The sequence below is a fragment of the Longitalea luteola genome (genome assembly GCF_017356035.1).
GTDB classification, from domain to species: Bacteria; Bacteroidota; Bacteroidia; order Chitinophagales; family Chitinophagaceae; genus Niastella; species Niastella luteola.
In genome coordinates this window covers 321,989-347,104 of the sequence record NZ_JAFIQX010000003.1, presented here as the reverse complement: position 1 = coordinate 347,104, position 25,116 = coordinate 321,989, and the positions used below count along the sequence as shown (strand labels likewise).

19 protein-coding genes are annotated in these 25,116 nt (G+C 40.4%); 16 read left to right on the top strand and 3 right to left on the bottom strand.

Annotated elements, in window-relative coordinates:
• Both JUB15_RS09940 and JUB15_RS09935 read left to right on the top strand, forming a co-directional pair.
• The gene (locus JUB15_RS09940; protein WP_207512322.1) at positions 1–1,581 is read left to right on the top strand and encodes a M1 family metallopeptidase; all 1,581 of its coding nucleotides are present in this window, start codon (positions 1–3) and stop codon (positions 1,579–1,581) included.
• A 120-nt stretch (positions 1,582–1,701) separates the two neighbouring features.
• Positions 1,702–3,246, top strand: a complete 1,545-nt coding sequence (locus tag JUB15_RS09935; RefSeq protein WP_207512321.1) for a YifB family Mg chelatase-like AAA ATPase — start codon at positions 1,702–1,704, stop codon at positions 3,244–3,246.
• 60 nt (positions 3,247–3,306) lie between these two features.
• Here JUB15_RS09935 and JUB15_RS09930 read toward each other — a convergent pair whose 3' ends face one another.
• On the bottom strand, positions 3,307–4,089 hold the full coding sequence (locus JUB15_RS09930) for a sugar transferase (protein WP_207512320.1): 783 nt from the start codon (positions 4,087–4,089) through the stop codon (positions 3,307–3,309).
• Positions 4,090–4,532: 443 nt separating this feature from the next.
• Between JUB15_RS09930 and JUB15_RS09925 the strand changes: the two genes are divergently transcribed.
• The 9 genes from JUB15_RS09925 to JUB15_RS09885 all read left to right on the top strand — a co-directional run bounded on the left by JUB15_RS09925 (position 4,533) and on the right by JUB15_RS09885 (position 15,987).
• On the top strand, positions 4,533–5,354 hold the full coding sequence (locus JUB15_RS09925) for a glycosyltransferase (protein WP_207512319.1): 822 nt from the start codon (positions 4,533–4,535) through the stop codon (positions 5,352–5,354).
• Between the two features lie 106 nt (positions 5,355–5,460).
• Positions 5,461–6,594: a glycosyltransferase gene (locus JUB15_RS09920; protein ID WP_207512318.1), complete on the top strand. Its 1,134-nt coding sequence runs from the start codon at positions 5,461–5,463 to the stop codon at positions 6,592–6,594.
• A gap of 10 nt (positions 6,595–6,604) precedes the next feature.
• Positions 6,605–6,961 (top strand): hypothetical protein, encoded by a 357-nt coding sequence (locus tag JUB15_RS09915; RefSeq protein WP_207512317.1) that lies wholly within the window; start codon positions 6,605–6,607, stop codon positions 6,959–6,961.
• Between the two features lie 23 nt (positions 6,962–6,984).
• Positions 6,985–10,395 carry a glycosyltransferase family 2 protein gene (locus tag JUB15_RS09910; protein WP_207512316.1) on the top strand — a complete coding sequence of 1,137 codons (3,411 nt, stop codon included), beginning with the start codon at positions 6,985–6,987 and terminating at the stop codon, positions 10,393–10,395.
• 38 nt (positions 10,396–10,433) lie between these two features.
• A complete protein-coding gene (locus JUB15_RS09905) occupies positions 10,434–11,165 on the top strand; it encodes a rhamnan synthesis F family protein (protein ID WP_207512315.1) in 732 nt (243 codons plus the stop codon).
• Positions 11,165–12,016 (top strand): hypothetical protein, encoded by an 852-nt coding sequence (locus JUB15_RS09900; protein ID WP_207512314.1) that lies wholly within the window; start codon positions 11,165–11,167, stop codon positions 12,014–12,016. The genes JUB15_RS09905 and JUB15_RS09900 overlap by 1 nt, the downstream gene beginning before the upstream one ends.
• A gap of 44 nt (positions 12,017–12,060) precedes the next feature.
• On the top strand, positions 12,061–14,037 hold the full coding sequence (locus tag JUB15_RS09895; RefSeq protein WP_207512313.1) for a DUF7657 domain-containing protein: 1,977 nt from the start codon (positions 12,061–12,063) through the stop codon (positions 14,035–14,037).
• Positions 14,038–14,283: 246 nt separating this feature from the next.
• Positions 14,284–15,183 carry a glycosyltransferase family 2 protein gene (locus tag JUB15_RS09890; RefSeq protein WP_207512312.1) on the top strand — a complete coding sequence of 300 codons (900 nt, stop codon included), beginning with the start codon at positions 14,284–14,286 and terminating at the stop codon, positions 15,181–15,183.
• 39 nt (positions 15,184–15,222) lie between these two features.
• Positions 15,223–15,987 (top strand): glycosyltransferase family 2 protein, encoded by a 765-nt coding sequence (locus JUB15_RS09885; protein ID WP_207512311.1) that lies wholly within the window; start codon positions 15,223–15,225, stop codon positions 15,985–15,987.
• 24 nt (positions 15,988–16,011) lie between these two features.
• Here JUB15_RS09885 and JUB15_RS09880 read toward each other — a convergent pair whose 3' ends face one another.
• A complete protein-coding gene (locus tag JUB15_RS09880; RefSeq protein ID WP_207512310.1) occupies positions 16,012–17,073 on the bottom strand; it encodes an oligosaccharide flippase family protein in 1,062 nt (353 codons plus the stop codon).
• Between the two features lie 149 nt (positions 17,074–17,222).
• On the opposite strand from JUB15_RS09880, the gene JUB15_RS09875 reads away from it, so the two are divergent.
• From JUB15_RS09875 to JUB15_RS09865, 3 genes are all read left to right on the top strand, one after another.
• On the top strand, positions 17,223–19,382 hold the full coding sequence (locus tag JUB15_RS09875) for a glycosyltransferase (RefSeq protein WP_207512309.1): 2,160 nt from the start codon (positions 17,223–17,225) through the stop codon (positions 19,380–19,382).
• A gap of 508 nt (positions 19,383–19,890) precedes the next feature.
• The gene (locus tag JUB15_RS09870; RefSeq protein ID WP_207512308.1) at positions 19,891–20,688 is read left to right on the top strand and encodes an ABC transporter permease; all 798 of its coding nucleotides are present in this window, start codon (positions 19,891–19,893) and stop codon (positions 20,686–20,688) included.
• A 2-nt stretch (positions 20,689–20,690) separates the two neighbouring features.
• Positions 20,691–21,425 carry an ABC transporter ATP-binding protein gene (locus JUB15_RS09865; protein WP_207512307.1) on the top strand — a complete coding sequence of 245 codons (735 nt, stop codon included), beginning with the start codon at positions 20,691–20,693 and terminating at the stop codon, positions 21,423–21,425.
• Here JUB15_RS09865 and JUB15_RS09860 read toward each other — a convergent pair.
• On the bottom strand, positions 21,422–22,726 hold the full coding sequence (locus tag JUB15_RS09860) for an O-antigen ligase family protein (protein ID WP_207512306.1): 1,305 nt from the start codon (positions 22,724–22,726) through the stop codon (positions 21,422–21,424). The two genes, JUB15_RS09865 and JUB15_RS09860, sit on opposite strands and share 4 nt — an antisense overlap.
• A gap of 174 nt (positions 22,727–22,900) precedes the next feature.
• On the opposite strand from JUB15_RS09860, the gene JUB15_RS09855 reads away from it, so the two are divergent.
• Positions 22,901–23,980 carry a glycosyltransferase family 4 protein gene (locus tag JUB15_RS09855; RefSeq protein WP_207512305.1) on the top strand — a complete coding sequence of 360 codons (1,080 nt, stop codon included), beginning with the start codon at positions 22,901–22,903 and terminating at the stop codon, positions 23,978–23,980.
• Positions 23,977–25,113 carry a DUF1972 domain-containing protein gene (locus JUB15_RS09850; protein ID WP_207512304.1) on the top strand — a complete coding sequence of 379 codons (1,137 nt, stop codon included), beginning with the start codon at positions 23,977–23,979 and terminating at the stop codon, positions 25,111–25,113. Before JUB15_RS09855 ends, JUB15_RS09850 begins: the two co-directional genes overlap by 4 nt.
• The last annotated feature ends 3 nt before the right edge of the window (positions 25,114–25,116 follow it).

The window sequence follows — 25,116 nt, the reverse complement described above, 5'->3', positions numbered from 1 at the left end:
ATGAAAAAGACATGGCTGCTTTTTGCTATATTATCAGTTACATTCAGCACGGTAGCGCAAAGACCCGGTTCGGTCATTGATGTACAGCACTATGAATTCTCTGTTGCGCTTAGCGACACAAGCGACCTCATAAAGGGCAGCGCAGCCATAGACATCCTGATCAGTGAAGATACCAAAACCATCACCCTCGATCTTATTTCAAAGGACAACAAGAAGGGCATGACGGTATTGCAGGTTACAGAGAACGGCAAGCCGCTTGGTTTCTCGCACATCAATGACCTCATCAGCATTCAGTTTGACACCACCGTTAAAAAAGGAGCACGCAAAAATATTGCGGTTACTTATGAAGGCATTCCTGCTGATGGACTCATCATCACCAAAAACAAGTACGGTCACCGCGTGTTCTTTGCCGATAACTGGCCTAACCGTGCCCGTCACTGGTTACCCTGTGTTGACCACCCTTCCGATAAAGCAGCACTTGACTTTGTGGTAACGGCGCCCGCTCATTACCAGGTAATTTCAAACGGTATAAAAATAGCAGATACTACGCTGAATGGTCAGCAAAGGCGCACCCATTATACAGAAAGCACACCCCTTTCTACCAAAATAATGGTGATCGGCGTTGCCCGGTTTGCGATCGAGCAGTCGGGCATGGTACAGGATATTCCGGTATCAAGCTGGGTGTATCCCGAAGAAAAGGAAAAAGGGTTTTACGATTATGCCCTGGCCGTAGACATTCTGCCCTATTTTATAAAAAATGTAGGTCCGTACGCTTTTAAAAAACTGGCCAATGTTGAATCGACCACCATCTTTGGCGGAATGGAAAATGCCAGCGCCATATTCTATTCAGATGAAACTTCTATCACCGGTACCCGCAAAAGCGAAGCATTGCTGGCGCATGAGATCGCCCATCAGTGGTTTGGTAATATGGCTACGGAAGCCGATTGGAGCCATCTGTGGTTAAGCGAAGGTTTCGCCACTTATATGACCATTTTATACTTTGAACAGAAATACGGGATCGACACCGCACAAAAAATGCTTGTGAAGAACCGTCAGCAGGTCATTGATTTTGCCCGCAAAAAGGTACGCCCCGTGGTAGATTCATCGATTACCAATTATATGGAATTGCTGAACGCCAACTCATATCAAAAAGGCGGCTGGGTATTACATATGTTGCGCCGAGAGCTGGGCGATTCGCTTTTCTGGAAAGGAGTCAGAACCTATTACAGCCGTTATGCCGGTAAAAATGCCGTGACCGGCGACCTTTGCAGGATCATGGAAGAAGTATCAGGCAAAGCGCTGAAAGGATTTTTCGATCAATGGTTGTTCAGGGCCGGCCATCCTAAGCTGGAGGTAACATGGACCTATCATGCAAAAAATAAAACGGTGAACATAACGGTTGTTCAAAAACAAAATGAGTTGTACCGGTTTCCGCTCGAATTGCAGATCGGTACCGATACAATAAAAGTTTTGGTTAAAGACCGTGAAACCCGCCTCAGCTTTCCGGTGCTCAAACAGCCTTCGTTCGTTAAAGCCGATCCACAGGTAAACCTGTTATTCGAAGATTTATCTAAGAAGTAAAACAACATACTTCTTGCAGGTCAAATCTGAACAATATGTCACTCCCGGCTTTCCTGCAATTGCCATAACGAATAAAGATTATTCATTATCTTTCCATACGTTTAACCATAAACTTTATTCATGCTTGTCAAAACGTATGGAAGCGCCGTATATGGGGTGGAAGCCATTACCATTACGGTGGAGGTAAATGTAATGCCCGGCAACATACACTATTACATTGTAGGGCTGCCGGATAATGCCGTTAAGGAAAGCCTGCAGCGGGTAGAAAGCGCCATAAAGACCATCGGGTACCAGATGCCGCGTACCAAACTCGTCATAAATCTGGCGCCAGCCGATATCAAGAAAACCGGCTCTGCCTTTGATCTCGCCATTGCCATCGGCATCATTGCCGCCAACAAACAATTGAACGATCCTGATAAATTAAGAGATTATGTTATCATGGGCGAACTCAATCTTGATGGAACGGTTCAGCCCATCAGGGGCGCATTACCAATTGCTATTACTGCACGCAAAGAAGGCTTTAAGGGATTGATCGTTCCCAAACAAAACTGCCGCGAAGCAGGCATGGTGAATTCGCTGCCGGTGTATGGGATAGGGCATCTTACCGAACTGATCAACCTTATGAATGACCCGGCCAGTATTGAACCGGTGGCCGTCAATACCCGTGAAGAATTCTTTCAGGCGCAGGATGAATTTGAGTTTGATTTCAGTGAAGTAAAAGGACAGGAAAATATAAAGCGGGCGCTTGAGATTGCAGCTGCAGGTAGTCATAACGCCATTTTGGTTGGCCCGCCCGGCGCCGGTAAAACGATGCTGGCTAAGCGCCTGCCAAGTATTCTGCCGCCCCTGTCGTTGCGCGAAGCGCTGGAGACCACGAAGATCCATTCCGTAGCCGGTAAGTTGCCGGCCCATGCCACGCTGATCGCCAAAAGGCCATTCCGTTCACCGCACCATACCATCAGCGATGTAGCGCTGGTAGGTGGAGGTGGTATTCCCCAGCCCGGTGAAATTTCTTTGGCACATAATGGCGTGCTGTTTCTCGATGAGCTGCCTGAGTTCAAACGAAGTGTGCTGGAGGTAATGCGGCAGCCGATGGAAGAACGGCGGGTAACCATCAGCCGGGCAAAAGTAGCAATTGACTTTCCCGCCAGTTTTATGCTGATATCGTCTATGAACCCCTGCCCCTGCGGCTTCTATAACCATCCCGAAAAAGAATGCACCTGCGCCCCGGGCGCTGTTCATAAATACCTCAATAGAATATCGGGTCCCCTCCTCGATCGTATAGACCTGCATGTGGAAGTAACGCCCGTTGCCTTTAATGATCTTAGTGCGCATAAGAATGGCGAATCATCTGAAGTTATTCGAACAAGAGTGATCGATGCCCGCAGTATTCAAACCGAGCGTTATAAAAACAAAGCAGGCGTTTATTGCAACGCGCAGATCAACAGTAAACAATTGAAAGAAGTATGTGTGCTGGATACAACGGGGCAAAACCTGTTAAAGGCGGCCATGACCAAACTGAATTTATCGGCGCGGGCCTATGATCGCATCCTGAAAGTAAGTAGAACGATTGCCGATCTGGCGGCCAGTGAATCCATTTTACCGGAGCACATAGCGGAAGCTATTACGTACAGGAATCTCGACAGAGATGGTTGGGGAGGATGATGGATAAGGTGAGCAGTGAATTATAATCGAAGAAAGATACGGCAAGCAATGAACTGTCAACTAGTTCTGGATCGTTTTCAGTGAAGAGGTGTTCCACTCTTCAGCAGGCATGTTCTTCCGGTTTTTTGTTTTGAACACGGTGGCAAATATTTCACCAATGATCTGAGCTATCGTTTTACGTACGATGCGGGCATCTAACCAGAAATTAGCATTACGAACATAAAAAGCATCGAACTGGTAACGGTGAAAAATGCTTTCAAAATCTTTGGTAGGACCACGATAGCCTTTGATCTGGGCTAAACCGGTGATACCAGGTTTTGCCAGGTTTCTGAATTTATAGCCGTTGATGGCATTGGCAAATTTGTTACAGTCGGCGTGCATGTGCGGGCGGGGCCCAACAATACTCATTTGTCCCAGCAGCACATTGAAAAATTGAGGGAATTCATCCAAACCGGTAACCCGTAAGAAACTACCGACCCTGGTGATGCGCGGATCATTTTCACTGGCCTGACGTACATCCGCATCCTTATTGATGTACATAGTACGCAACTTGTAGCACCAGAATACGCGGCCCAGAAAACCTACGCGTTTTTGCTTAAAGAAGACCGGGCCCCTTGAATCGAGTTTTATCAATACCATCAGGATAGGCAGTAACCATGATAGTAAGAGAACGATAACCATCAGGGATGCCATAATATCGAAACACCGCTTGGCAACGAAATAGCCATGCTTTTGTTCCAGATAAAGTCTAAGGGAGGTGGGGTGCTCGGTAAAAAACTTTATTCTTTTATATACTAAATTTTCAGGTCGCTCGATCATAGCATAGGTATTATGGTTCTCCAAGGATTTTGTTTAACGAAATTAGTGCCGTATTAGTGCTTTGATGCTGCCTTTAACTTCACTTTTAACATCTATAACAACAAAATCACCTAAATCCCTAATAATTAAATGTTAAAACCACTTTTTGATCTTATAAATCACACCATTGACAATGCAAACTTAAGAAAGGTTGCACCAAAAAAGGTTTAAAAAATATTTCACGTTTTTATTTGATTTATCCACCGTTCACGAATATTGCCGAAAATCGCACGAATATCTGCTAAAACAACGCAGTTATTGCTTAAAAAGCACACCTTAACAGGATTTAAACCGTTACCCAAGCAACGTTTTAAGGCATTTTTGCAGTCCATTAATTCACAAATGTTTAAAAATGCTTTTACATTTGCGTTATTAATAAAAAAATCACAGTGACCTGAGGTTAGATTTCGGATAACCGTTATAAAAAGATGGAATCTTATCCCCATAAAATTGATTTTTACCTGTTAATACCCTTCTACAATAACCTGCCGGGACTGCTTCATTCGCTGCAAAGCGTACAATATGATGCAGATAAGTATAAAGTGGTGATTGTTGATGATGGTAGCGATCAACCTATTACCCTTGACGAACTATACAAACATATTCCCCATCATATTTCCGTTGAAATAATACAATTACCTTGTAATAAAGGCATTACAACGGCTTTGAACACCGGGTTACAATGGATCCTGAAACAGGATAACGCCCGTTATATTGCCCGGCTCGATTGTGGGGACAGCTGTACGCCCGAACGGTTCTATCGCCAGGTTGCGTTTTTACAACAAAACCCCCAGGTTAACCTGGTTGGCAGCTGGTGCATTTTTAAAGACTATACTACCAATGTAGCATTTCGATATATAACCCCAACCCGGCATAAAAAGATAAAAAGAGGTATGCATTTTCGGAATATTTTCATCCATCCTACAGTTATGTGGCGATGTGATGCCATAAAAGACAACGAACTGTATCCCTATACTTTTCCTGACGCAGAGGACTATGGTTTTTTTTATCAATTGATGCAGAAGGGAGAATCGGCCATTATTCCGGAATACCTGGTGACCTGCGAAATTAACCACAAAGGGATTTCGCTGAGTTCCAGGAAAAAGCAGCTAAAAAGCCGGATTAAAGTGGTGAAGGAATACGGAAGAAATAGGGTTTTACGTTATTTGGGAGTTTTTAAATTAAGGTTATTACTTATTATCCCATATAACCTTGTTTTCGCCGTAAAGAGAACCTTGTATGGGGTATAATGAACGCACACTAACAAATGCCATATGAAGAAGAACAAGGGAGCTTATTTAGTTTAAGTTCCTGATAGACAAACGTGTTTGCAGATTACCATTAAATCCATTTATTATGAAAATAGTACATGTGGCGGAGGCTTTTGCTGGGGGGATCGTAGTCTTTGTTAAATCCTTGGTTGAGAATATGCCTGATGACGAGCATATTATTGTACATGGCGAAAGGGCCCATGTTACAAGATTTACTGATATTAGAAAACAATTTGCCCGAACCAATGCCCGGTTTGTCCGCTGGCATTCAGCACAACGGAGCATCAAGATATCTAAAGATTTTGCCGCATTTCTTGAATTATACCGCATTTTAAAACGCCTCAAAAAGCAACACCAGATAGATGCGGTTCACCTGCACTCATCCAAAAGTGGTTTTATCGGCAGAGCCGTATGTAAATTGCTGGGGATCAATAATGTAATTTACACACCTAATGGAGCGCCGTTCCTGGTAGGAACCAGTAAAATATCCAACTACATTTACCGGGTGCTTGAACGCCTGGGAAGTGGTTTTGGCGGCCAGGTGGTATGCTGTTCTCCTTCAGAACAGGCTGAGTATGAAAAGGTTGGCATCTCAGCGATAACTATCAATAATGGAATTACTTTCGATCACCGCAGCACTGGTTATGAGTTTAATCCTTCCGGCAACAAATTCCGCATTGTAACGAGCGGCCGCATTATTAATCAAAAGAATCCTGCCCTTTTTAATAACATAGCCCGGTATTTTGAAGAGTTTCAACAATTTGAATTTATATGGATTGGAGACGGCCCTGAAAGGGAACTTTTAACAGCCTCTAATATTACCATTACCGGCTGGATGCCGGGCGAAGAAGTAGCCCGGATCATTACCGCTGCCAATGTATATCTTTCAACCGCCAATTTTGAAGGCCTTCCCTATGCAGTGCTCGAAGCCCTCGCGTTGAAAAAACCGGTTCTGCTTACAGACAGTGTTGGCAATCGCGACCTGGTAAAAGCATGTTTGAACGGCGATCTGTTTAAACATCACTCCGAAGCAATAGTCAAACTATTGCAATATTTTAACAATACCAGTATGCTCAGTGTGATGGGAGAATATTCTGCCATGCATGGAAAAGAATCGTTTAATGTAAATCATACCTTTACCCGGTACAGGCATCTATATGCTGGCAATCATATTGCAGATGATAAATATTTAAAGCCGGCCCTGGTAAACGCCAATTAAACAGTCAACCATGGAGAAACAATTAAACGGGGTCATGAGCCACGACATGATCAGGCAGAACCTTGATCATATCAGGAGCTTCATTGAAATTGAGCTGGCCGAAAAAAAAGAAACCATTAAAGAGCAGGCGGCGGAAATTGAAGAACTGAAAAAGCTTATCCAGCAAAAAGACATTGCCATTAGTAACTATGAAGCCAATACCCGGGAATTTCAATCAACGGCAGAGGGTAACAGGCAACTGATCAATAAATTATTGGGCGATATAAGCCGTTTGCAGAATGATGTGGATTGGTATAAACGGACATACGAAAAGAGGAGTTTACTCGGCCTTTTAAAAGACAGATTCAAATATTTCTTTAATAAGTAATTCGCACTGTTTGCCAACCTTATATGATTGATTTTGAAAAAACCCTTATTGACCGGCCATCTTATTTCTGGACTCCGGATTATGTCGACGTTTCCGCATGGATTGAACACATTCCCTTTGCTTTCTGGATCATTGACGTACTAAAACCCAAAATGGTTGTAGAACTGGGTGTGCATACCGGCACATCTTACTTTGCTTTTTGTCAGGCCATAAAAAGATTGAACATCAATAGCACCTGCTATGGTGTGGATATGTGGACAGGAGATGAACATGCTGGTTTTTATTCAGATGAAGTTTATAATAAAGTTGCTGCCTACAACAACACAAAATATTCCAGATTTTCAACACTTATTAGATCAACGTTCGATGGAGCAAAAGATTATTTCATAGATGGCTCCATCGACCTGCTGCACATTGATGGTTTCCATACTTATGAAGCCGTAAAACGTGACTTTGAAACCTGGTTGCCTAAACTGTCTGAAAATGCCATCGTATTGTTCCACGATATCAATGTAAGGGAAAGGGGTTTTGGCGTTTTCAGGTTTTGGGACGAGTTGAAACTGCGGTATCCTCATTTTCAATTTGACTTTGGCTATGGACTGGGTATTATCTGTATAGGAAAACCTCAAGCCCGAGAACTATCTATATTGTTCGATCATAACACGAGCGACGCCCATTATCTTTTCCTTAGAAATTTTTTTTTCGATCGCGGAACCTTTATCAAAAATGAATTTTATACTTCGTTAACATTAAAAAAGGAAAGAGAACAACACGCGACTTTGCAAAAGAATTTTAGTTCGCTGGAAACTGAATATAATGCCTTAAAAGAAAGCCATGCGAATTTAGAAGAAAATTTCAAACACATACAGGTTGATTTTAATAATATAGATGAAAAATACAGAAAGGAGCTTGTTGAGCTTTCTGAAAAGTTAAATGCAGCCGATAATTCATGCAGCAGCTATACTGTAGAATTGTCGGTCATAAAGAACAAGATCGAAGAACTAAACAACCAGATCCAACACCAGCAGCAGATCATTGCCTGGTACAAAAGAACTTATGAAGACAGAAGCATTTTGGGTGTTCTGAAAGAAAAGTTGAAGCAAAAAAAAAATTTTTTAAGTGATGCAATGCCTGCGACAACTTATATTGATCCTTTCGGTACCCCACTTGCCAAACACAGCTATTTCCTGCAACATGTTAATGGCTTAACTTACGACGCTTTAAGAAAACAGTATACATGCGAAGGCGCTGATCCATACTTTATCATAGATCTCAAAGACCGGAAACTTAACAGGGGTTGGTATTGGTTATCAGCAAACATTCATGAGATCAAAGGACAACTTTTCGGGTCTAAATTATACTTCGATAGAGGCCGGGGCTTTAATGAGTCTGATATTTGGAACCTGCCTGTCATTTCCAATGGGAAAATTGAAAGCCTTGTATACCTGCCCGGTAAAATATATAGTCTGCGATTTGATCCTTCAATAACAGAATGCACTTTTCAAATAGACCGGTTCACCCTACAGCCGGTAAATAAACTTAACGCATTTTTTATCGCCATTGAAGCTTACAGAAAAAAGTACTACCCTGATGAAAAGCTTATCTCATTTTGGATGAGATCCATAAGCGCATTCCTAAAAACAGGGAAATTTACGCTAAAACAAAACGTCAGCGATTTTATATATAATAAAGGCACAACCAGTGAAAAAACGTCATATAAAAAATGGTACGAGTTATACGATACAATAACAGAACGTGACCTTGAGATTATTCGCTCACTTTCACAAAAGCTTACCTACCAACCGCTTTTCTCAGTTATAATGCCAGTTTATAATGCACCTGTAAAATACCTGAAAAAGGCTATTGAATCTGTTAGAAGCCAGGCTTACAAAAACTGGGAATTATGTATCGCCGATGATAGATCAACCAATAAGGCGGTAATAAATATATTAAAGGAATATCAAAAACTGGACAGCCGCATTAAGGTTGTTTTCAGGGAAACAAACGGACATATTAGCCTGGCATCCAATAGCGCCCTGGAACTGGCTTCTGGTGATTATATAGCGCTGCTTGACCAGGATGACGAATTACGGCCCCACAGTTTATACATGGTAGCCAAAGCCATTAATGAAAACCCAGACGCACAACTGTTTTACAGCGATGAGGATAAGATAGCCGAAGACGAGGTCAGATTCGACCCCTATTTCAAGACCGACTGGAATGCAGATTTATTTTATGGGCAGAACATGATCAACCACCTTGGCGTTTATAAACATTCGCTGGTGAAAAAGGTGGGCGGTTTCAGACAGGGATATGAAGGTAGTCAGGATCATGATTTGGCACTGCGCTGTATAGAACAAATAAAACCCGGTCAGATTCATCATATACCGTATATTCTTTATCACTGGAGAGCGATAAAAGGTTCCACATCGCATTCCATGTCTAGCAAAAACTACGCAATTGATGCGGGAATAAAGGCACTCAGGGATCACTTTAAAAGAACCAATCAACAGGTGACGGTAGAACAAAATGTTCACAATTCGTACAGGGTAAAATGGCCGGTGCCTGATCCCCACCCTTTGGTTTCTATTGTCATTCCCACAAAAGATAAGATCGAAGTTTTATCCACCTGTGTTGAAAGCGTTCTCCACAAAACGAATTATGATAATTATGAAATTTTGATTGTTGACAATAACAGTGTAAACGCCGAAACGTTTGCTTATTATCAATCCATTCAATCAAAATTTAAGCAGGTAAAGATCCTTTCATATCAATCAGAGTTCAACTTTTCAGCTATTGTTAATTACGGAGTAGATCAATCGCAGGGTGAAATAATAGTATTACTAAACAATGATACAGAAGTGATCAATCAGGACTGGTTATATGAGATGGTCAGCCACTGTTTGCGTAAGGGAATTGGTGCTGTAGGCGCCAAACTGTACTATCCAAACGGATTGATTCAACATGCCGGCGTTTTTCTGTATGAAGGGCACCCGGGTAACCATATTTATTTAAAACGTGAAAAAAATGACCCCGGCTATTTCAATAAACTAAACCTCGTTCAGAATTATAGTGCTGTTACAGGTGCCTGCCTTGCCGTAAGAAAACAGATATATTTACAAGCAGGCGGATTTGACGAAAAGAATTTAAAAGTAGCATACAATGATGTTGATTTTTGTTTAAAGGTGCGTGATCTCGGATATACCAATCTTTGGACTCCCTTTGCACAATTATATCATTATGAATCCCTGTCTCGTGGTAATGACCTGAACGAAAAAAACATTGCGCGTTTTAAGAAAGAACACAGCTTTATGTTAACCAAATGGAAACACGCAATGAATGATCCTTTCTTTAACCATAATTTGGCCATTGAAACTCATGTAACGCAACTTGCCAGTCCTCCGAGGATCAGATATGAATGGCAGAACATATAAAGTAGTTCCCTTTAAAAGTCCATTACTTTAGAAATAGAATGACCAAAAAGATAGCAGTCTTATATCACATTTTTTATGAAGATTCAATCAACCATATTGAACATGAGTTGAAAGGATTACATCGCTTTGATACTAACTACTTTTTTAATCTAAGCGCTGAAATGCCTAATCAACTTGAAACCAAAGATGCGTTATTGAGTCTTTTTCCGAATGCCATTGTTACTATCAGCAGTAATAAAGGGAAAGACATAGGTGGTAAATTATTGTTGCTGGGCGCATGCATGCAAGCCGGAGTTGAGCCCGACTGGATCGTTTTCTTACATGACAAAAAGAGTCTGCAGGCTTTAAATGCAAAAACCTGGAAAAATGATCTGTTCAAGATTGTAGACAATGAGCAGCTTACCAATATTGAAGCTATCATTTCGAAAAACAACACCGGGTATGGCATAATTGCTATGAAAAACTATGTTCGAAAAGAGTTAAGACAGGAAGGCATGTTTACGGCCAATAATGGTCAAATACTATCTCAATTAATTAAAGATTACAATATTAACTGTACAGATTATGAGTATGTGGCTGGCACTATGTTCTGGGCAAAAGCATCTGCTTTAATGGCTTTTTTCAGGAAATTTGACCCATTGAAAATCCGGCAGACCCTGGAAGGGGGGAACGTAATAGATAATTTTAGTGGCACCTACACACACTCCTGGGAAAGAATGCTAAGCTGGATCGTGACAAGCCAGGGATTAAAAATTAAAACACTGGAATAATGAACGAACCTGTAACATATATCCTGGTTCCATATTCCGTGATAATAAAGGAAACCGGGATCCAAACAGAAAAAGAAACAGGAATTAATATTCTGTTAGACGCTATTGAGATTGATATGCCCGCTATTCTCAATTGTATCAGGCAATTCAATTATAATTATATATATAGTTTATCGGGTGAGATACTTAATAACAGCGATATTAATATATTGCTTGCCCGGTTATATACCTTGTTTACGCTATCGGCCTGCTTTCGCCGGGGAAACAACAAAATTCCGGTATTTTCATATACGCCCGGTGAACACATATTAAACTTGCATATAATAAAAGATTATTTTATACTTCAGGGTGAACAGGATATTGACTTTACGGTGTTTGAACCTGATAAAACGCAGGTAAAAAATGATACCCTTTTTTTAGACATCGGGCAATTATCAACATTCGACGCCTATAAACTGGCTCAATTTCGTGTTCAAGAGATCGGTCAGGTTATATTAGCAGTAAACAACTCAGCTCCGCTAACAGGCACAATAGCTTCAGTAAAAGCGCTGTCAAACGAGAATCAATATATTAAGACCTTGTTCCAAACGGCTGCGGTAAAGAATAATGAGCATTGGCTTTTGCATCAGACCAAATTATGGCAAAAGAGAGCCAGCTTGTATCTGTCATTTATAGCTTTGGGTAAGGAGGTTGGAGAAAAAGAATATTACGAAATAAGACAATGGTATCACCAGGAATATGAAATACTTCCTCTTTGGTTCAAGCGGTTAGGACATATTGTAAAAGTGTTAACAGGAAAAAGGACTTTCAAATCGCTGTTTAGTGACAATGTAAAAAGAAACAAGGAGTAGGTAGATTTTTATCCCTCTATTTATAATAAGACTTAAATATAACAATGAACAAAATTTCGTTGGATACCAGTTATCAACTTGAATTAATACGGTTTGACAGGAAAGTAAAAACATACCTGGGCATTTGTTCATTTCTTTTCATACTGTTCGTTGCCTTTAAATTGCATAACTCCTCTGTTCCTTTATGGAATGGAAACATGAATGACGGGGCCGACGAAAGAAGAGGAGTAGTAGCAGGGGACCCTTTACCAATCAGATCCGATGAATGGCTGGTTAACTCTCCTTTCATTGTATCGCAGGAAAAAAATGATCTTCCCGTTACAAACGAAGCTCTTGGCTTTGGAAAAATTTCATTGATAATGGGATTACCTGCAAATCATCTTCTAAGCATAATTAAACCTAACTTATGGGGATATTACTTTCTTGATATAGAAAGGGGGTTTTCCTGGCACTGGAATTTCAAAATCTTCCCTTTTTTGATTTCATCTTTTTTATTCCTGTTGCTTTTTACAAATAATAACTTTCTTGTCAGTTTGTTTGGAAGCATTTGGCTCTTTTTATCTTCCGCCATCCAATGGTGGTCTATTAATACCGAAATATTTACATGGGGGCTTGTTAGCATTATTTCATTAATATATATATTATACTCAGGTAAAACATGGGTAATTATATTAAATGGTTTGCTATTTTTGCTGGCGTCCTATTCTTATGTAATGGTCCTGTACCCTGCTTACCAGGTACCCCTCTCCTATTTTTTATTGGCATTACTGGCGGGATATGTAATAAGCAAAAAAGAGTTTAGGGTACTGTTGAATAATAAATGGGTTAAATTTTCGGTATTAGCTGTAAGTATAGTTTTTTTACTATCCCTGCTTCTTTTTTGGTATAACGAATGTAAAGAAACCATTCAGGTAGTTGCAGATACAGTTTATCCTGGTAAAAGAGATGAAAGCGGGGGTAATTTTTTCTTTCCGGCAATGTTTAGAGATAATTTTTCCTGGTTTTTAAATCAAAATACTTTTCCTCCACAATGGCTAAACATTTGTGAGCTTTCTTCTTTCCTTATGCTGTCTCCGATTGCCACTATTCTTATTATCTATTCGTATTTTAAAACCAAAAAGATTAACCTTCTTTTTATACCGCTGTTAATTTTCCAGGCAATTATTTATATCTGGCTTTTACACGGTTTTCCTCCATTTTTATCCCGGCTTACGATGTTTAGTACCAGCCCGGTAGTGAGAACTCTCTTTGTATTCGGGTTTGCAAATATTGTTTTTACCCTTTTATATTTAAGCCAGTTCCGCAAAACATCAGAGGCAACGCATTTTAGGCCCGGTATGGTTGTTAGTTTTTCAATTATTTTAGCAATTGTATTCCTGATAAATTATTTAATAAACAAGCAGGCCGATCACTTTTTTACCAGAACCCAGGTTATTAATGCTTCTATCCTGTTTGCCGCGCTGAATTGGTTAATAGTATATTTTGGCGAAAGCAAATCATTTCAATACTTATTTTATGTCAGCTGCTTCTTTTTTGTTGCATCGAATTTATTTATTAATCCTTTAAGCAAAGGCCTGTCGCCCTTTTTTGAAAATCCATTATATAAAAAATTAACGGCAATAGAAGAAAAAGACCCCGAAGCTGGCTGGATTGCATTTGAACATATGACTGCCCCGGATTTTTTAAAAGCTGCCGGAATAAATTGTTTTAATGGCGTTAACTTCGCGCCGCCACTTAAAAAACTGCGCATACTAGACCCCTCGGGCAAGAACCAGGACGTTTATAACCGATATGCGCATGTTGTGGTTTCCCCATATGTTAATGCTAAAGACTCGATTGAATTTAATCTTAAGCAGGCAGATCTTTACACGATCAGGATAGACCCCTGTTCTCCACGATTACTACAAATGGGAATAAAATATCTACTATTCAGCTATCAGCCACCTGAAGATCAAACCAGGTGCCTGGAAAAGGTAGATGAATCCAATGGCTTCTACATTTTTAAACGTAAAGGCTTATAATCCCTGAGTGGTATAAAAGAGAATAATGTATCCAAACCAGGATGACATATTGAAATTGGAAAAGCGGTAACGAAAAGATACCGGTGCTCTCTACAGGGATCAGCCTGAGATTGAATTGATCCGATTCGATAAGGAGGTAAAAAATTTTATATAGCTTTTTGCTTTGTTTGTTGCTTTTGGTGCGGGAAATATGAGCTATGAAGGGAAATAAGGGTATTATTAATATTAAAAATTAGAAAACATAACATGGAACCAGGTAATTCTTTATTAACACTTGTAATACCAGCTTATAATGAGGAGGAATCTTTACCAAATTTTATAGGTGGCCTGATTGCTTATTGCGAAGAGAAAAATTGGAAGATCATTATTGTAAATGATGGCTCGAAAGATAATACAAAGAATATTTTGAATAAATATTCAGAAAATAAGGTATTAAAAGTTGTACACCACAAACTAAACAGAGGTTATGGAGGCGCATTAAAAACGGGCATCAGAAATGTTACGACAAAGTATTGCGTTACGATAGATGCAGACGGTCAGCATGACTTGCGCGACGTGGATTTAATGTTTCAGAAAATGATCGAAACAAATGCAGACATGATTGTAGGCAGCAGGAAAGGAAACGCAAATCTTAAGAAGTATAGGGAATTTGGCAAGTCGATCATTCGTAGTGTAGCAAAAATGCTGATGCCTTTAACTGTGTATGATATCAATTCGGGAATGAAAATGTATGACGCAGAATTCGCTAAAAGATATATAACAATTTGTCCGGACGGTATGGCCTTTAGCGACACTATAACCCTCACATTTATTTATCAGCGGAACCTTGTTCTGGAAATGCCAATTAACATTAAACAAAGAATTGGAGGGGAAAGTACCATCGGAATGAAAACAGCTTTTGAAACGGTCATGGAGATCGTTAATATTGTTACCCTGTTCAATCCGTTGCGAATTTTCTTACCTCTCTCCATATTCTTTATTCTTATTTCATTAGCCTGGGAAGTGTGGATCTTTATTTCAAAAGGTTATGTAGTAAGTACAGGCGCCTTGCTGGGGTTCATTACAGGATTGATCTTTTTCTTATTAGGATTAATTGCAGAACAGTTAGGTAACTTAAGGAGATCGCAAATACAGCAAGACAGTTAAAAATATGCTCCGAAATAAACTCAGTTTAAAAACAAAAAAATGGATTTGAAATTTTCAATAATCGTTCCTTCGTATAACCAGGGTAGCTTTATTGCCGAAACTATAGATAGTATCTTAAACCAGTCTTATAAAAATGTGGAAGTTCTGGTCATAGATGGAGGATCAACCGATTCAACAATCGAGGTTTTAAAAACATACGGAGATAAAATTTTCTGGTTATCCGAAAAAGACAGAGGACAAACGCATGCCATTAATAAAGGACTTGCCCTGGCTAAAGGAGATATTATCACTTTCTTAAATTCAGACGATTATTACCTGGAGGGAACGTTGAAAACAGTTGCGGCTCAATTTCAAGCGAAAAAAGAAAAAATCTGGCTCACCGGTGACTACATAATCGTTAATGAGCAAGGCAAAAGAATTCAATCCCTCGTAATAAAATATAAATCATTTTACAGAAAGTTTCTTTCATTTAATCTGCTTACCGTCTTAAACCCAATTAATCAGCCGAGCACCTTTTTTAGAAGGCAATTAATAGAGCAGCTTCAAAATTTCAAGGAAGATTTACATTACACAATGGATTATGAATTTTGGTTGAGAGCCATTAAAATTCAAAAACCAATCATTGTAACCGATAAATTGTCTGCTTTCAGAATTCATAAGAATTCAAAGGGAGGAAGTCGATATAAAGAACAGTTCAGAGAAGAAATTGCGGTAGCGAAGCAATATCAGAAAAATCAATTTCTGATTTTCCTTCATTCCCTGCACAATAAGGTAATTAATTTGAGTTATTCCATATTAAAATGAGCCAATCCGGCGCTTTCACAAAAATCATTTTAAACCAGCTAAAAAATAATCCATTCTAAGTTGCAGCAATCCAAAAAATATCATGGCAAAACCCATGAACTTAAGGATGGAAGCTGCTCCCAAAAATGAGTTACCATAAAGTCCCCCGATCAGGAATTGAGGGATAAAGAAAAACACCATTGCCATAAGCGAAGTAACAATCAATACCAAAATAGTGGATTTGTAAAAAATTTTCTTTTTGACAGCCACATCCTTTTCTTTTGAAATTTCAGGGAACATCACAAGGGAAATAGCAGTTACAAGAAATAAGGATAGTCTTGCTAAATTAAGGGCAGCTATCCAGTTTCCTGTTAATTCGCTGGAGTAGAAATGCTTTATTAATAACGAGGGGATATTAAGTATAGATTGTAATATCGTATTTACTGTCAAAACCTGGAAAATAAACCTGTAAATTGGCTTGATGTCAATTTTCTTTGTTACAGCTATTGTTTCCTTAGTCTCTTTGATATATGGAAAGATCCACAGGAAGGCAATCAAATAAGCAAAGCCGTACGCCAAAATGGCTCCATTAACACCATACCCTAAAAATAACAATGAGACTAAAAGAACTAGCCTGGCAAATGCTTCAATAATTGTATTCATGCTATAATGAAAAAATTTCTGCATGCCTTGCAGAATTCCCCGGTTAACCGGTAAAAGCAAAGAAAAGGCCAGCGTAACGCCTATTATAATAACAGGAATAACAGAAGATATTTTAAGAAAGTTGGCAATAAATTTTGCAAACACTAAGATAAATAGCAGCGTAATACCGGAAAAGACGAGAATGTCATTCTGAATTTTCTTTCTCAGTACACCTATCATTCCAAGCTCTTTCTCATAATTAAACCTGGCAGTGTATTTAGTAATGGCAAAGCTTAAGGCTCCGGCAGGTAATGCTACCAGTAGAAATAATGACATTAATGCACCGAAAACGCCGTAATCCTGCGGTCCCAGCATTCTTCCGGCAACAAAATGAAACGCATAAGCCAGCATATTGGAAACGATAACCCCGGCAATTACAAGGGTGGAGTTCTTTAATATACTCATTCTGATTGTTTGTTACCCCAACACTTGTTGTATCAGGATCCTCTTCTTTCTTTTATTTTCCGAAAATAAAAATAAACGTAACCCGGCATCCGAAATCGGGTGAAAATTAAATAATTTAGCCCGCAAATACAATGTAAAAAGCATACGAGTTGAACTACTGGCTTCTCACTACAGAATATCCTCCTTTTCACGGAGGCGGCATTAGTACATATTGTAAGATTACTGCTGATGCAATGGCCCAAAAAGGGATCAGGGTAACAGTTTTTGTACCAGATACCGCCGTTCGCTCCTACGCCATACAAGTTGAAAATAACAATCTGACTATTGTAAATTTTAATCCGGATTATTGCAAACATAGCCAGATACTGGGTTATACGGCCAATTTGAGCTATTCGTTTGCAGCAATTGCAAAACGATTTATTGCTGACAACGGAGTCCCTGATTTTATTGAAGCCCAGGACTATTTAGGCATCGCCTACTACCTGCAACAGTTCAAACTTACCGGTTTGCTACCACTAACCGACACGCCACTTATTGTTACGCTTCATTCGCCTGCTTTTGTTTATCTTGAATACAACCGGGTACCAACCTATCGCTTTCCCGAATTCTGGACCTGTGAAATGGAAAAAGCGTCTATTATTGCCGCTGACATTCTGATTTCACCCACACATTTTTTAATTGAAGAAATACAAAGGTACCTTGACATTTCCACTAAAAAAGTCTATGTTATTCCTAATCCTTTTGTGCCCGATCCTATAGACGGCCCCCCGGCCTTTCAAAAAAACAAAATTGTTTTTTACGGAAAACTATCGGCGCAAAAAGGAAGCTTTAAATTACTTGAGTACTTTGATAAACTTTGGACTGATGGATTCAGCCATCCTCTCCATATTATAGGTGGAACCGATATTGTATACCATCCGGAATACAAGACGATGCAACGAATTGTGGAAGAACGTTATCAACGGTATATCAAAAAAGGACTTTTGAAGATCGAAGGTAAAATCAGCCCCGATAAGATCACTGACGCCATACGGGATGCGCATGTAATAGTGGTACCCAGCATAGTAGACAACCTTCCCTATGTTGTACTGGAATCAATGGCCAGAATGAAACCTGTTTTAACTTCCGTACAGGGAGGTCAGCGCGAAATCATTGCTGATAATGAAACGGGCTTTTTATTTGATCATGAACAGGAAAACAGTTTCTCTCAAAAACTGCTTGACATATTATCAAAACCGGATGATCAGTTACAGCAGGTTTCGCGTAAAGGATATGAATCACTGAACCGCTATCATCCGGATGTGGTGCTTGCTGAAAAACTTCAGCTACTTGAACATCTAAAGACGCAGGCGGCCGCTAAAGAACGGTATTACCCATTTGTATACCAGGAAAAGTTCGAGAAAAAGAGCCCACCGGCCGGCAAACTGCTATCTGTTGTTATCCCTTATTTTAATATGGGACAATACATTGATGACTGCATAAAATCGGTGATGGCATCAGATTATCCGCATCTGGAAGTAATAATAGTGAATGATGGCAGTACAGATGCCACAAGCATCAAAAAGCTGCAGGATTTAAGTAACAAAAAAGGCATACAGGTCATTCATCAGCCTAACAAAGGGCTGGCAGATACCAGGAATATTGGCGCAAGGGCGGCATCAGGCAGGTTCCTGGCTTTTCTGGATGCCGACGATATGGTTTCTGCCTCGTACTATTCCAAAGCCATTCAGCTACTGGAAATCTATGACAACGTTTTTTTCGTTGGCTGCTGGACACAGTACTTCGAAAACAGCTCAGTAAAATGGCCCACGTTTACACCTCAACCGCCTTACCTGCTGGTGCACAATCCTGTTAACAGCAGCGCCCTGGTGTACGAGCGTTCGGCTTTTTTAAAAAGCGGGTTGAATGATAAAACCGTTGATTATGGGCTGGAGGATTACGAAAGTGTAGTAAACATGGTAAAGGGAGGCTATAACGGTATCATTATTCCGGAAGTGCATTTTTATTATCGGGTACGAACGAATTCAATGATCCGGGCTATTCGTAAAGAAAAGTGGTTGTATTCGTATAAGTATATTGCTTCGAAGCATGCAGATTATTATGCTAAATTTGCAGCCCCAGTCTCGCATTTACTCAATGCCAACGGTCCTGGTTATACCTACGATAATCCAACCATTGAACAGGTTAGCTTTACCAAATCAAAACACTTAAGATTTCTATATCGCCATGCAAAACGCCTGGCGGCAAAATATCCTTTTATAAAAAAAGCATTACTGGCCATTGTGTATTTGAAACCTCGAAAAAATTAAAAGCACGATAGCTACCTTATTGCTTGCAATTATTGTAAAAGACCAGGATGAATACACAGTTGGGAGTTGATCATTTTTGTTTTATGATAATGGCAGCACCTTTTTGGAATGAACTTGTAGATACATGCCTGGTAGATAAGCGCCTGCACGACCTCAAAATGGCATTAAGTTCAGCCGGTCAGGAACCTGTCGCCCGGGGCTGAAACCACCCTATTGCAAAAGTTTATCAATTTAATAAAATTTAAAAACAATTGAAAGTCAATACGGTATATTTTATAAATTAATTATAAACCAGGAAAATATAATGACCTGCGCAAACGTTTAAAGGATTCAAAAATTCTAAAAACTCATAAATTTATTTTGATGTACCCGGCATGCAGATTCCATGATCTATGCATACATGGCTGAAAAACATAGCTCTGATTATATTACCTTTGCCCCCACAAATTAAGCTATTGAACGCCAGGGTTAAAACAACCGGCATTAAGCATTAAAAAAACAAAAATTAATGATCATAGGAATATTAACGGATTGGTTCAGGCGATCGAACAAGTCTGAGCGATTGTGGTTGCTGGCGAAAATTGAATTCAAGTTAAGATACTATGAAAATAAACTCGGATTATTTTGGGCTCTGATAAAGCCTATAATGGACATTGCTATTTATTATGTAGTATTTCAAACCATCATGAAGCAAAACGTTCCTGCTTTTGCTTCTTATCTATTTATCGGGTTGATCCTATGGAACTTTTTTGTTGAATCAACTACGGGAACTGTACAAATCCTCAATACAAAAAAATATTTATACGAATACAGTAACATGAACAAGCTGGAAATTTATGTTTCCACGCTGCTAAGCAATACCATCGGTTTCTTTTTCAACTTCATAATGTTTCTCCTGTTTTATAATTTGCTCGAGAAGGATACTACATACAGTACCATTCATACGTTATGGATCCTTCCGCTTTTTATAAATCTTTATATTTTATCACTTGCGACTTCGCTCATATTATCAAATATATACGTGATCGCAAAAGATATCACACAGATCTGGACGGTATTTACATCATTCTTGTTTTTCCTATCTCCAATATTTTATAAACTTGACACTTTTAAAGCAGCTTTACCATCATTTGATTACATTAACCCGTTAGCGGGTATCATTATCAATGCCCGGAAAGCAACCATGGAAGGAACTTATCCCGATTTCAAATTGTTTGTATTTGATTTCGCGTATGCCATTGCATTATTGATGTTTGGTACTTTCCTGCTAAATAAACTTGGTTCTAAAGCTGCCGAAAAATTATAAACATGACAAAGGCTCTGGCAATACAGGCAAAAGGGATCAGCAAAACGTTTCATATATCAGAAGACAGCCATAATACCGTTAAACACCGGTTATTCAACCTGTTTAATCCGCCCCGCGCAAAAAAGGTGCAGGCCATAAAAACTATGGACTTTGACGTGTACAAAGGCGAATGCATCGGGCTGCTGGGAAGGAACGGCTGTGGCAAATCCACACTGATAAGATTATTGGCAGGCGTTTACCCAACAGACACCGGTACCATTAATATTTATGGAAATACGTTATTAATGAACCTGGGTGTAGGCATGAGTCATCAGCTTACAGCGCGCGAAAATATTTACGTATCTGCATCTGTATTGGGATTGAAAATAAAAGAGATAGACAAGATCTTTGATCAAATAGTAGACTTTGCTGAAATCCGGGAATTTGTTGATACCAAGATCAAATATTTTTCTTCCGGCATGGTAGCCAGGCTTGGCTTTTCCATAGCCGTTAATGGAGGTGCTGATATTATGTTCCTCGATGAGATCTTTGCCGTGGGCGATATGAAATTTCAGGAAAAAGCCATTAAAGTATTTGAATCAAGCTGGATAGAAGGTAAAACAGTTATCCTGGTTAGCCATGGCATGGATGTTATAAAAAAGTACTGCAACCGTAGCGCATTTATGAAAAACGGCAGCCTGGTTTACTTCGGCGATACCGATAAGGCTATTCAAATGTATATTGAGGACAATCATTAATTTTTTTTAGCTACCGGCTCCCGGTAGCTCACAATAAATGCAATAAAAAAGGCAAACATCATATTGCCCATACTGCGATCGAAATAATTCTCGGGAATAAACGACAGCATAAAAGCAGCAATGACCAGTATGCCGAAAAAGTCTTTGGTACGAATGCTCTGGCGCAAAGGCTCAAATAAAAATCCCCAGAAGAACAGAAGGAAACCGGTTATTCCAAAAGTCACCAGTATATCCAGGTAATTATTGTGCATGTTACGGCGGCTGTCGTAAGCAAAATCAAATTGTTTGGCCGCATATACATCTACCAGCCGGTGTAACTTGTCACCCAGCTGTACACCCAGCCAGGGATGCTGTTTTACCAGTTCCCATCCGCAGCTCCATACCGCCAGCCTGATGTTGGCGCCATTCCACTGGTCAGCAGTAATAACCATATCGAAATGACTTTCCACGCCCTTATGGGTATACTCATAATCGGTATACTTCAGTTCGCGAAAACGGTTCAGCGTTTTCGGGAATAAACTAACCAGTATCACCGCAGTTGCCACCATACCTGCCACAACAAGGCCCAGCAGCCTGAACTTCTTTCTCTGAATAGCATACCATACCGCCGCACAAAGGATACTGCCGTATAAGGTAATAATAGCGATCCGGCTGGCGAGTAAAAAATTAGCTACCAGTAAAATAAAGAGACTCCCATATACCAGCCACTTATTCGATATCACCCTCGATCTGATAGCCAGCAGGTACCCTAAGCCAAATACAGCCAGATTGACCAGCAGCGCTATATATATTGATTGTTTGTCAGTAAGTATCGTAAGATTATCATTATACAATAGCGTTACGTCCTGTTTGGCAATGGTGTGGTAAACCGACCAGATCGTGCAGATCAGCAGCGTAAGCGTAGTAATGATCGAAAACACCCAGATGATCCTTTCTTTCAGTGCCTGCTTAATATATATCAGGCCCAGGGAAACCGGGAACACGAATAAAGGCATACGCACCACCACCCAGGAAAATCCTTCCTTTTGGTCTTTTGAGAAATATGCGCTCACAATGTGCAGCAAATAAAAAAGGGCCATGGCCACCACTTCCTTGCGCTTGCGCAATAAATAAAATTTTTCGCGGAAGGAACTATAGAAAAAAAAGCAGTATATAGAAAAGAGCGCCAGCGCAATATTGTTTACGGCCGGTATATGGCCCGGATAAAATGTAAGAAGGAATATGACCAGCAGAATATATAATATTTTATCCTTTATAGTCAGTAAACCAGCCTCATCATCCATCAAAAACAGGGATCGCATATAGGGTATCTCCTTTACGGGCAAAAATACATTTACCCGGTTACTTACAGGAATAATATAATTCCATTTAACGAATTCATGAGGCCTATGTTGCCGGCTGCAGCCAAAATAAAAACTATGCCAGGCAACTGTAGCGCATTTTACTACGAATAAATATTAGTAAGAAAGGTTATCATGAAAATCGCGTTCATTACCAGGTCAACTTTATATACGGTTAAGGGCGGAGATACCTTTCAGCTCATCAATACCGCAAAGCAATTAAAACTGCTGGGCATCGAGGTCGATATTAAATTAACCAATCAACCCGTAAATTATCAGCAATACGACCTGCTGCACTTTTTCAATCTCGTACGGCCGGCCGATATTATCTGCCATATCACCAAATCGAAAAAACCGTTCGTGGTTTCGCCCAACCTGGTGGATTATTATGAATATGATCAACTGTACCGCAAAGGCGTAGCGGGCAGCGTTTTCCGCTGTCTGTCAAAAAACAACATAGAATATATTAAAACGGTCGCCCGTTGGCTGCAGCGGAACGATGTATTAATGACCCCCTCCTACTTATGGAAAGGTCATAAAAAAAGTATAAGGACCATTCTACAGCAGGCAGCGCTTATTCTGCCCAACTCGAACCTGGAATATGCACAGCTGTCAGCATTTGGCACTTCCCTGCCCGGTTACAGGCTGATACCGAATGGTATTGATCCCAGGCTGTTCAATTGGAACAGCAGCCAACCCAAAGAAGCCAACCTGGTACTCTGTGTAGCCAGGATCGAAGGCCTCAAGAACCAGCTAAACCTCATAAAAGCGCTGAACAATACCAGATACCGGCTGGTAGTGATCGGCAACCCGGCCCCCAACCAATTATCCTATTATCATGAATGCCGTAAACAGGCAGCCGCCAATATTTCCTTCATACAACAACTACCACAGGAAGCACTGGCCAGCTGGTATCAGAAAGCCAACATCCACATACTTCCCAGCTGGTTTGAAACCTGTGGCCTTTCTACGTTGGAAGCAGCGGCCATGGGTTGCCGCGTAGTGATCACTGACAAGGGGTACACCCGGGAATATTTTGAAGACGAAGCGGCTTATTGCGACCCTGCTTCGCCCCCAAGCATATTGAAGGCAGTGGAAACCGCGGCAGCCAGACCCCGCACGGATACACTCCGGAAAAAAATATTAGATCAATACACCTGGCAACAGGCAGCCTGGAAAACTGCTGCTGCATATAAACAAGTATTACAACAATGACTTTACGGATAGGCATATTAGGTACCAGGGGCATTCCCAATCATTACGGTGGCTTTGAACAGTTTGCCGAATACCTGTCAACCGGACTGGCAGCTAAAGGCCATGAGGTGTTTGTTTACAACTCACACAATCACCCTTACCATAGCAACACCTGGAAAAATGTGCAGCTTATTCATTGTTTCGATCCCGAATACCACCTGGGCAGCTTTGGGCAATTCATATACGATCTCAATTGCATCCTCGATGCCCGGCGCCGGAACTTCGATGTCATTCTGATGCTGGGCTTTACGAGCAGTTCGGCCTGGGGTTGGTTCTACCCCCATCAAAGCACCCTGATTTTTAATATGGACGGCCTTGAATGGAAGCGCACGAAATATTCAAAACCCGTTCAAAAATTCTTAAAGCTGGCCGAGCGGCTCGCTGTGCGGTTCAGCCATTATCATATTGCCGACTCGGTTGTCATTCAATCATACCTCCAGCGCAAATACGCCATTGCCAGCGAACATATCCCGTATGGAGCGGAAATACATTACAACGAAGATGAAAGCCTCTTACAGGAATACGGCATAAAAAAGAATGAGTACTTTATTTTAATGGCACGTATGGCAGCCGAGAACAATATCGAAATGATCCTCGACGGCTTTCATGCCAGTAACAGCAACAAAAAATTCCTGGTAGTAGGTGCGGTTGACAATAAACCCGGACGGCAACTGGTACATAAATTCAGGAACGATGAACGGATCATGTTCACCGGTGGCATTTACAACCATCCCAAAAAGATCCACTCGCTGAAGGTATATTCAACCCTGTATTTTCACGGACATAGCGTGGGCGGCACCAACCCTTCCCTGCTGGAGGCCATGGCCAGCCGCGCATTGATAGCGGCCCATGATAATCCGTTTAACCGGTCGGTATTACAGCAGGATGCATTTTATTTTTCTTCCTGTAATGAAGTGCGCGAGATCATCGAAAACACTCACCGCAACGGCCTCGAAATGGTTATGGTGAATAATAACCTCAACAAGATCAGGGAGCAGTTCAGCTGGGATAATGTCATTAAAAAATATGAAGACTTTCTTCAACGCTGCGTTTTGGAAAAAGTGAGCAGGTCATTACAAAGTTCAAAGTTTTAAGTT